Here is a 9,620-nt window from a genome sequence, read left to right as displayed (position 1 = left end):
CCCACACCGCCGGGGGCGTAAACGCCGCACAACCCCCGGCCCACGAGGCGACGGACCCACGCCCCACGCACCACGACTCCACGCCCGGCCGTCCGGCCCGGAACGCCACCCCGGCGCGCTCACGCGACGCCGCTGCAAGCGGCACCACGAAACCGGCCCCCGACCGGGAGGCCACGGGCCCGAGCCCCGCGCCGGGCCGTCCGGACTCGGACGGCACCCCGGCGGCCACGGGCGTTCGCCCCGCCCAGGGCGACACCCCTCCGGGCGCGAGCCCGGCAGGGACCTCCGGTCAGGACGGCGCCGGGGGCGGGAACGCGGCGGTGCAGGGGCCGGAAGGGCGCCGACCGCCGCGGTGGGCGCGGCGGGACGACGCGCCGTCGTCCGCGCATGTTTCGCGTGAAACGACCGGACGGGCCCGGCCGTCCTCGCCGGACGCCGAGGACACCGCGCGTCCGCCCGCCGCCGTGGATGCCCTGCTCGGCCCGGAGCCCGCCGCCGGCGCAGGCGCGGGCCGCCGCCGGGGCGCGCGGAAGCGCGCGGGCGGGGGGCGCCCGCCGTTGAGACAGCGCGCGGCGCGGCGGTGCGCACGCATCGCCGGTGCCCCCCGGCGGGCAGCCATTCGCGCGGGTGGGGCCGTCGCGCGGTGGTTGCGGTTGCCGCAGGGGCGGGAGCGGGTGCGGGCGTGGCGGCACACCGGGCCGAGGACCCGGCATCAGCGGCTCAGCGTGCGCAGCCGCCGGCTGGAGGCCGTGGCCGCAGCCGTGGCCGTGACGATCGGCGTGGCGGCGGGGGTCTGGGCCCCGGACGCGGGCGACGGCGTGCGGGAGGCCCGTTCCTCCAGCAGCATCGCCGAGGGCGTCTCGCGCCCGGGAGCCGTGGACGCCCCGGGCGCCGCCCCCGACTCCGGGTCCACGGCGAACCTCGACCCCTCGATGTCCGGCCAGCCCTCCTCCGTCGTCGCCCCCCCGATGCCCCGGGCCGACCCCATCCGGGTGCGCATCCCGCAGCTCGCCACGGACGTGGAGGTGTTCGGTGCGGACCTCGCGCCGGACGGCGGGCCGCCCTCGCCGTCCGAGCAGGACGCGCTGCGGGCCGCCTGGTACGCGGGCGGCGTCGCGCCCGGCGAGCGCGGCGCGGCCATCCTCGTCGGGCACCTGGACACCTACGACGGCCCGGCCGCGTTCGCCGGCCTCGGCTCGCTGCGGCCCGGCGAGAACATCGAGATCGACCGGGCCGACGGGCAGCGCGCCGTCTTCACGGTGGACTCGGTGGAGCAGTACCCGAAGAGCGAATTCCCCGACCAGCGGGTCTACGGCTCCGTGGACACGCCGCAACTGCGGCTGATCACCTGCGGCGGCGCGTGGACCCAGGACGGCGGCTACGACTCCAACATCGTGGCCTACGCCCGCCTCACCGGCTCCGGCGCCGCCACCCCCTGAATGCCGCCGCCGGAACGCGAGAGCGCAACGCGAGACGCCCCGCCGTGGCAACGGCGGGGCGCTCGCGCGGTGAGGGTCAGGCCGCGGGGGTCAGGACAGCGTGTCGGCCGCCGTGGGGGAGCTGTCGCGGAGGAACCGCGTGCAGCGCTCGTACTCCTCCTGCTCGCCGATGGCCTGCGCGGCCCGCGCCAGCGCGTGCAGCGCGCGCAGGAAGCCGCGGTTCGGCTCGTGCTCGAACGGGATGGGGCCCTGGCCGCGCCAGCCGCTGCGCCGCAGCGCGTCCAGGCCGCGGTGGTAGCCGGTGCGGGCGTAGGCGTAGGACTCGACGGTCCGGCCCTCGGCGAAGGCGTCGTCCGCGAGCTGGGCCCACGCCAGCGAGGACGCCGGGTACTTCGCCGCGACCTCGGCCGGAGCCGTGCCCGCGGCCAGCAGCGCGCGGGGCTCGGGGTCGTCGGGCAGGTGGGTCGGGGGCGGGCCCCCGAGGAGGTTCTCGTGCATGGCCATGGTGTCCAGTCTGCCGCCTCGGCCCTACTTGAGCTTCGTGCCGGTGGACCGCAGGTCGGCGCACGCCTGGGTCACGCGCTCGGCCATGCCCGCCTCGGCGAGCTTGCCCCAGCTACGCGGGTCGTAGTACTTCTTCGCGCCGACCTCGCCGTCCACCTTCAGCACGCCGTCGTAGTGCGTGAACATGTGCGCCGCGATCGGGCGGGTGAAGGCGTACTGGGTGTCGGTGTCGAGGTTCATCTTGACGACGCCGTTGGCCAGCGCGGTGGCGATCTCCTCCTGGCTGGAGCCGGAGCCGCCGTGGAAGACGAAGTCGAAGGGCGCGGCCTTGCCGTACTTCGCGGCCACCCCGTCCTGCAGGTCCTTCAGCAGCTCGGGCCGCAGGACGACGTTGCCCGGCTTGTACACGCCGTGGACGTTGCCGAACGAGGCGGCCAGCAGGTACCGGCCCTTCTCGCCCAGGCCCAGGGCCTCGGCGGTGCGCAGCGCGTCCTCCGGGGTGGTGTACAGCTCGTCGTTGATCTCGTGCGAGACGCCGTCCTCCTCGCCGCCGGTGGGGGTGATCTCCACCTCCAGGATGATCTTCGCGGCAGCGGCCTGGGCCAGCAGCTCCTCGGCGATCTCCAGGTTGTCCTTCAGCGTCTCGGCCGAGCCGTCCCACATGTGCGACTGGAAGAGCGGGTTCTCGCCGCGGGCGACGCGGTCGGCGGAAAGGGCGATCAGCGGGCGGACGTAGCCGTCGAGCTTGTCCTTGGGGCAGTGGTCGGTGTGCAGGGCGATGTTCACCGGGTACTTGCGGGCGACCACGTGCGCGAACTCGGCCAGCGCGGTGGCGCCGGAGACCATGTCCTTGCTGTACTGCCCGCCCAGGAACTCCGCGCCGCCGGTGGAGATCTGGACGATCCCGTCGCTCTCCGCCTCGGCGAAGCCGCGCAGCGCGGCGTGCAGGGTCTGCGTGGAGGTGACGTTGATGGCCGGGTAGGCGAACTTGCCCGCCTTCGCCCGGTCGAGCATCTCGTTGTAGACCTCGGGGGTCGCGATGGGCATCTGTGCGCTCCTTGGGGTCAGAAGTCAGGGTCATGCGCGAGGGTCGGGTGCGACTGCCCGAATATCCTCCCAGACCGCCCCGGCCCGGTCAGGGGCGCCTCGGCGGCGCGGCCCGCGCGGGCCCGACCCGGCCGGCCCGGACGTTCAGCCCAGGTCCTCCGCCGTGAACACGGAACGGTAGGGCAGCCCGGCGCTCTCCACGGCCGGCGCCGCCCCCCGCTCCACGATCACCGCCACCGCCACGACCTCGGCCCCGGCCTCGCGCAGCGCCTCCACGGCGGTGAGCACCGAGCCGCCCGTCGTCGAGGTGTCCTCCACGGCCAGCACCCGGCGCCCGGCCACGTCCGGCCCCTCGACGCGGCGCTGGAGCCCGTGCGCCTTCCCGGCCTTGCGCACCACGAACGCGTCCAGCCGCCGCCCGCGCGCCGCCGCGGCGTGCAGCATGGCCGCCGCCACCGGGTCCGCGCCGAGCGTCAGGCCGCCGACCGCCTCGTAGTCCAGGTCCGCCGTGAGATCCAGCAGCACCTCGCCGACCAGGGGGGCGGCCTCGCCGTCCAGCGTGATCCGGCGCAGGTCGACGTACCAGTCGGCCTCCCGGCCCGAGGACAGCACCACCCGGCCGTGCACCACGGCCTTCTCCTTGATCTGCCGCAGCAGGGTCTCGCGCGCGCTCATGGCCCCCGACCCTACGCCGCGCCTCAGGAGAGCGGACGCCAGGCCCAGGTGGTGGTGATCTCCAGCGGCTCCAGGGGCGTGACCAGGCGCGGGTGCGTGACCAGGCCGTTGGGCGGGCCGGACTGCGGCTCGACGCAGACGGCCTCCTCCTGCTCGTCGTAGATCACGCACCAGGTCGTGCGGGCGGTGACGGTCAGCTCCAGGCGGCCGGGCCAGGTCAGGGTGACCCGCACCCCGTCGTTCATCCCGAAGCAGTCGTCCCACGGGCCGGGGAGCGGGTCGATCCGCCGCCCGGTGGGCAGGTGGTCCGGGCCGCGCTCCTCCTGCCAGTCGGCGGCGAAGTCCACGCGCACGCCCTCGCCGCCCGGGGTCAGGCGCCGCAGGAACCACGGGTGCCAGCCCGCCTGGGCGGGGAACGAGTCGCCGGCCGTCTCCACGCCAAGGCGCAACGTCAGCGAGCCGCCGCTCTCGGCCAGTTCGGCCTCCTGGGTGACCGTTCCGGCGTACGGCCAGGGGCCGGTGAGGGCGTGGTCGAGCACGGCGGAGGCGGTGGTCGCGGTGACGGTGCGCCAGGGGCGGCGCCGGACGGTGCCGTGGAGGGCGTGCGGCCCCGGGTCCGTGGGGACCTGGACCATCCGGCCGCCGTTGCGGAAACGGCCGTAACCCAGGCGCCCGCACCAGGGGGCCATCACGAAGGACCCGTAGCGCTCGCCCTGCCGCAGCAGCTCGTCGCCGCGCACGCGCAGCGAGGAGATCCGGCCGCCCTGGTCGGGGCGCAGGGTCAGCTCGGCGTCGCCCGCGCGGAGCAGGACGGCGCGCTCGGTGTCGTTCAGGCTCACGCCCCCGACGATAGTCACCGCCGGTACGAAAATCCCATCGACCCTGTTCAGGAACGGCGGCGGCGGGCGCGGCGGCGGAGGGTGCGGGTGAGGACCAGGGCGGAGGCCACGGCCAGGGCGGCGGTGGGCGCGGCCCAGCGCAGCGTGGAGGCCGGGTCGGGAACGCTGCCGGGCGCGGGCGCGGGGGCGTACCGGCCCCGCGGGGGGGCGTGGTCCACCTCCTCGGCGCTGCGGCCGATCATCGTGCGCCGGGCGAAGTCCGCCTCCGGCTCGGGCGGACCGGCCGTGACGCCGGCGGCCTCGGCGACGGCCTCCTCCTCGGGATCGATCGCCGGCGCGGGAATCTCCACCCCCGCCCCGCCCCGCTCCTCCGGCGCCGCCGGAATCCCGGGAATCACCGGCTCATTGTCCTCGGGCCCCCCGATCCCTCCCACCACCGGCACGTCCTCCTCATCCGCACACGCTTCCCGACCACCGACGCCCGCGGGCCCGTCGACAGACTCGGCCCGGGCCGGCTCAGCGGCGTCGGCACGCCCCGGACCAGCGTCGGCGCCGGGCTCGGCCCCGGCCACAGCCGACCCCGCCGTGGCGTCAGCCCCGGCCTCTGCCGCAGGCGGCCCTTCGGCGGGCTCCGCCGCAGCGTCAGCATCCGGCACCGCCAAGCGGGACGCGGCCCCGGCCGACTCGGACTCACCGAGCCCGTCCGCGCCGTCAGCCGAAGCCCCGGACGTGTCCCCGCTCGCAGGCGACTCGGACTCACCGAGCCCGCCTTCAAGTCCCGAACCGGCATCAGCCGAAGAGTCGAGCGCGTCCCGAACCGCCGCCGCGTCAGCCGAAGACTCCGACTCGTCCCGGACAGTCCCGGCGCCAGCCGCGTGTCCATCCGTGCGGTCGGGCCCGACATCAGCCGGCGGCGCGGCCTGGCCGGGCGCAGCCTCGGCGGCTCCGGGCTCATCGAGCCCGGACTCACTCTCCGCCGCGGCGTCAGCCGCGTACGCGCCCCCGGCGTCAGCCGAGGGCCGGGCGGCAGCCGAACGCCCGGCGGCAGCCGTGTCCGGTCCAGGATCGTCCGCCCCTAGGACGTCGCCCAGAGCCGCAGCGAAACGATCCAGCAAGCGGCGGCCCGCCGTCTCCCGTTGTGCCGGGTCGAAGTCCGTGAGGCGGCCCTTGGCCCCGATTGTGCCGCTGAAGGAGAGGGTCGTGCCGGAGCCGTCCTCCACGGGGCGGGGGACGAGGCTGAGCAGGACGCTCGCCGTGCCCGTGCCGCGGGCCTCCGTGCCCTCCGCCTGGACGTCCACGCCCTCGCCGCGCTCGGTGAGCGTCAGCGTGCCGCGGTAGGTGATCGAGGAGGAGCCGATGCGCAGCTTCAGCCTGCCGACCGCCGCCGCCCCGGAGGGGTCCGCGTCGAGTTGCAGGCCGGGGACGCAGCGGGCGAGGCGCTCCGGGTCGGCGAGCGTGCCGAGCGCGGCGCGCACCGCGCCGGCGGGACAGGGCAGGAAGACCTCGTGCTCCATGGCGCGGAGCCTACCCACTGGGGGGCGCATAAGGCAGTGCAAGCGGCATGGCGTGGGGCACAGGGCGGACGCACGCGGCCGGGGGTCCCGTCGCCGGGTGCGCCGCGGCGCGCTCCAGCGGGCCGACCACCGCGGAGCAGGCCAGGAGGAGAACGACCACCGCGGCGTTGAGCGCGGCGAGGCGGCGGCGGGTGCGCCGGGAGAGGTCGTGCCGGAAGAGCCAGAGGACGACGAGGGCGCCGGCCAGGGCGTTGACCACGCCGGTGAACAGCGCCGCGTTGAGCCGCCCGAGCAGCGGGAGCAGGAGAAAGGGGAAGGCGAGCCCGCCGAGGAGCGCGCCGACGTAGTCCGCCGCGGAGAGGTCCGCGACCGCGCGGCCGGGGTCCTGCTCGCGGATGCGCTGGATGAGCGTCATCAGCAGCGGCATCTCGGCCCCGATGAGCGCGCCCATCGCCAGGGAGAAGAGGACGAGCAGCGGCCTGGCCTCGCCCAGCCACACGAAGCAGCCGTAGAGCGCGGTCGCCGAGCAGCCGCCGATGAGGGCCAGAAGCGCCTCCACCACACCGAAGTTGACCGAGGCGCGGGCCCGCAGCCGCTTCGCGCCCAGCGAGCCGAGGCCCATGGCGAAGACCATCGAGGAGAGCACGATGGAGGTGTGGGTGACGGTGTCGCCGACCATGTAGTCGGCCAGGGCGATGAGTTCGAGCTCGTAGACGAGGCCGCAGGCGGCGCAGAAGAAGACGACGACCAGCACGAGGAACCGCCCGATCCCGGCGGGGACCGGCAGCACGGGGGCGGCCGGGTGCCCGGCAGTCGAACTCTCCGGCGTGTCGATCATGAACCGAACGTTACGTCACACCTTGGATTCGCCTTGTCACCCACAGGAGTGGAATCCACGGCCACCCCGGCGTCCCCGACGCGGGTCCGCGTCGCGACCAGCCGGCCCTCCTGGGGATAGGCGTGCCAGGTCCGCCAGTGCACCTGCCCGCCCCTGCGCTGGGCCAACAGCGCCGTGAACGCGTTGGGATCGCCGGGGAAGAGGCCCGCCAGGCCGTGGGGGTGCTCCGCCACCAGGGCCAGCAACTCCTGCGCGCGGCCCGCGAACGACCCGGCGCTCAGGCTCTCGACGCGGGCGGCGAACTCGTACTCGAAATTGCCCAGCCGTTTGGACACGCCCAGGGGAAGGGGGGTATTGCTGTCGGGCATACAGGCCACGGTCTCGGAACAGGTCCCCTCCCGGCTCTCCAGGAGCACCTGGTGCGAGGCGCCCAGCACGCGCAACTGCACGCGCGCCCCGGCCATGTCGAGGTCGAGGGTGGCGAGGGACGGGAGCGGCTCCCGGCCCAGGGCCCAGGCCAGGTCATGGGCCCGGGTGTCGGTGAAGGCGGTGTGAATCGTGGTGAGCATGGGTCGGCTCCCGCATGCGGGCAGGTGAGGGTGGTGCGAACCGGCCCTCCGGCAGACATCGGGACCACCGAATCACGTAACACGCCGCCGCCACAGCGTTTTTACCCAACTTCGTCAGGTTTCCATCCCCTCGGGGACACGGTGGGTCAGGTGTTCCCAATCGCACGCGCGCATCGCGAACGAAAAGGCGAGTCAACGCGCGGAGACTCCGAGAGAACGGACCCTATTGCACCGGAATGAACCGAAATGCTGGTAACGGCATGGCGTTCTTCACATCTCGGGTGCACAACGACCATCCGTGCGCCCTTGTTCGCCCACCCGCTTCTGAGGAAGCTCTCGGCAACTTCACACCTCGATGTGAACCTCCTGCGGGAAGGCCCTCAACCCATGAAGCGAATTGGCAAACGGGCAAGACTCGCGGCAGCCGTAGTGGGAGGCACCCTCCTCCTCGCGGCCTGCGGCGGCAGCGGCGACGACGGCGAGGAGGGTGGCGGGGACGAAACCACCATCACCTACGGCATGGCGCAGCCCTTCACGGCGTACAACAACACCACGGCCAGCGCCAATACGGTCGCCAACGGACAGGTCACCGAATGGGTCCTCTCCGGCTTCTGGTACTTCGGCAACGAGGACGGCGACCTGGTCCGTGACGAGACCTTCGGCACCTTCGAGCAGGTCTCCGAGGACCCGCTGACGGTCGAGTACACGATCAACGAGGAGGCCGTCTGGTCGGACGGCGAGGCGATCGACTGCGACGACATCCTGCTGTGGTGGACGGCCCAGTCCGGTGCCTTCGATGGCCTGTTCTCCGCCATCGGCACCGACGGCGTCGAGGACACCGCGCGCCCCGAGTGCGCGCCCGGCGACCGCACCTTCCAACTGGCGTACGACACGCCCTTCGCCGACTGGCAGTTCAACGGCCCCAGCCACGGCAACACGACGATGCTCCCCGCCCACGTGGTGGCCGAGCAGGGCGGGCTGACCTCGGAGGAGTTCCTGACGGCCCTTCAGGGCGAGGACCCGGCGCCGCTCGAGGACGCCGCAGCCTTCTACAACGAGGGCTGGACGCTGAGCGGTGGGCTGCCCGACCCCGAACTGATCCCGTCCTCGGGGCCGTTCATGATCACCGACTACGTGCCCGAGCAGTCGGTGACGCTCTCGGCCAACCCCGACTACTGGGGCGAGGCGCCCGGAGTCGACCGCATCGTCATCCGCCAGATCCCGGAGGAGGAGCAGATAGCCGCCCTCCAGAACGGCGATGTGGACGTCATCGAGCCGCAGCCGACGGTGGACATCGCCCAGCAGATCGCGGATGCCTCCCCCGGCATCGAATCCAGCGTGGCCGAGGAAAACACCTACGAGCACCTGGACTTCAACTTCAACGAGGGCCCCTTCGCCGACTCGCTGCCGCTGCGGCAGGCGTTCGCCCTGTGCGTGCCGCGCGAGACGCTGGTCGAGAACCTCATCCGCCCGGTCGTCCCCGACGCCGTGGTCAAGGACGTGCGCAACGTCGTCCCGTGGGACCAGGAGGCGTACCAGACGGCTGTCGAGGCGTCCTCCGCCTCGCTGGAGGAGTTCGGCGAGCAGGACATCGACCGCGCCCGAGAGATCCTGGAGGCCGAGGACGCCGTCGGCACCACGGTCCGCCTGGGCACGCTGGACAACCAGCGCCGCAACGACGCCGGCAACCTGATCGTCGCGGCCTGCAACGAGGCCGGTTTCAACGTGGAGTTCGAGCCCGCCGCCGACTTCTTCGACAGCGCGCTGCCGGAGAACAACTTCGACGTCGCGATGTTCGCCTGGTCCGGCTCCCCCGACCGCTCCGGCTGGAACTCCACCTACCGGTCCGTCAACGAGTGCACCCCGGACGGCAAGGGCAACAACAACGGCTGCTACTCCAACCCGGATCTTGACGCCCTGCTCGACGAGGTGCTGCGGACCTCCGACCTGACCGAGGCCGACGCCATCACCGGCGAGATCGAGGCGATGCTGTGGGAGGACATGGTCACCATCCCGCTCTACCAGCACCCCGGCATCGTGGCCTGGAACCCGGACGTGCAGAACATCGTCAACAACCCCTCCCAGAACGGGATCGTGTGGAACCTTCCTGAGTGGACACGGGCCTCCTGACGGCCGGCTGAGCCACCCGCGCGGCTGCCGCGCGGCCAGGCGGGGCCGGGGGAGCGCACCAACCC

8 protein-coding genes and 1 pseudogene are annotated in these 9,620 nt (G+C 73.7%); 2 read left to right on the top strand and 7 right to left on the bottom strand.

All coding sequences use genetic code 11. The features are described from left to right. Positions 1-725: 725 nt before the first annotated feature. Positions 726-1,439, top strand: coding sequence for a class F sortase (locus RM780_RS27180; protein WP_311633568.1), 714 nt, complete (start codon positions 726-728; stop codon positions 1,437-1,439). A gap of 90 nt (positions 1,440-1,529) precedes the next feature. On the opposite strand, the gene RM780_RS27175 is transcribed toward RM780_RS27180, so the two are convergent. The 7 genes and pseudogenes from RM780_RS27175 to RM780_RS27145 form a co-directional block, all read right to left on the bottom strand. Next, positions 1,530-1,943, bottom strand: a complete 414-nt coding sequence (locus tag RM780_RS27175; RefSeq protein ID WP_311633567.1) for a DUF3151 domain-containing protein — start codon at positions 1,941-1,943, stop codon at positions 1,530-1,532. Between the two features lie 24 nt (positions 1,944-1,967). Beyond that, a complete protein-coding gene (gene fbaA, locus RM780_RS27170; protein ID WP_311633566.1) occupies positions 1,968-2,990 on the bottom strand; it encodes a class II fructose-bisphosphate aldolase in 1,023 nt (340 codons plus the stop codon). 144 nt (positions 2,991-3,134) lie between these two features. Further along, entirely contained in the window at positions 3,135-3,665 is a 531-nt protein-coding gene (gene pyrE / locus RM780_RS27165) for an orotate phosphoribosyltransferase (protein WP_311633565.1), read from the bottom strand. A 23-nt stretch (positions 3,666-3,688) separates the two neighbouring features. Further along, on the bottom strand, positions 3,689-4,504 hold the full coding sequence (locus tag RM780_RS27160; RefSeq protein WP_311633564.1) for an aldose epimerase family protein: 816 nt from the start codon (positions 4,502-4,504) through the stop codon (positions 3,689-3,691). Between the two features lie 47 nt (positions 4,505-4,551). Continuing rightward, positions 4,552-6,018 (bottom strand): SRPBCC domain-containing protein, encoded by a 1,467-nt coding sequence (locus tag RM780_RS27155; protein WP_311633563.1) that lies wholly within the window; start codon positions 6,016-6,018, stop codon positions 4,552-4,554. A gap of 85 nt (positions 6,019-6,103) precedes the next feature. Beyond that, positions 6,104-6,856: pseudogene (locus tag RM780_RS27150) on the bottom strand (spermidine synthase); the annotation flags it as partial. After that, positions 6,853-7,425, bottom strand: coding sequence for a DUF2617 family protein (locus tag RM780_RS27145; RefSeq protein WP_311633562.1), 573 nt, complete (start codon positions 7,423-7,425; stop codon positions 6,853-6,855). The gene RM780_RS27145 and the pseudogene RM780_RS27150, both read right to left, overlap by 4 nt. Positions 7,426-7,854: 429 nt before the next feature. Between RM780_RS27145 and RM780_RS27140 the strand changes: the two genes are divergently transcribed. Further along, a complete protein-coding gene (locus RM780_RS27140; RefSeq protein ID WP_311633561.1) occupies positions 7,855-9,555 on the top strand; it encodes an ABC transporter family substrate-binding protein in 1,701 nt (566 codons plus the stop codon). The last annotated feature ends 65 nt before the right edge of the window (positions 9,556-9,620 follow it).

The sequence above is a fragment of the Streptomyces boetiae genome, assembly GCF_031845405.1.
GTDB lineage: Bacteria > Actinomycetota > Actinomycetes > Streptomycetales > Streptomycetaceae > Streptomyces > Streptomyces boetiae.
This window is presented reverse-complemented; position numbering and strand designations above follow the sequence as displayed.

What these genes read in the sequence shown, in the direction of transcription:
- RM780_RS27175 (WP_311633567.1), bottom strand. Translation starts at nt 1,943, where the DNA reads ATGGCCATGCACGAGAACCTCCTCGGGGGCCCGCCCCCGACCCACCTG.
- fbaA (WP_311633566.1), bottom strand. Translation starts at nt 2,990, where the DNA reads ATGCCCATCGCGACCCCCGAGGTCTACAACGAGATGCTCGACCGGGCG.
- pyrE (WP_311633565.1), bottom strand. Translation starts at nt 3,665, where the DNA reads ATGAGCGCGCGCGAGACCCTGCTGCGGCAGATCAAGGAGAAGGCCGTG.
- RM780_RS27155 (WP_311633563.1), bottom strand. Translation starts at nt 6,018, where the DNA reads ATGGAGCACGAGGTCTTCCTGCCCTGTCCCGCCGGCGCGGTGCGCGCC.
- RM780_RS27145 (WP_311633562.1), bottom strand. Translation starts at nt 7,425, where the DNA reads ATGCTCACCACGATTCACACCGCCTTCACCGACACCCGGGCCCATGAC.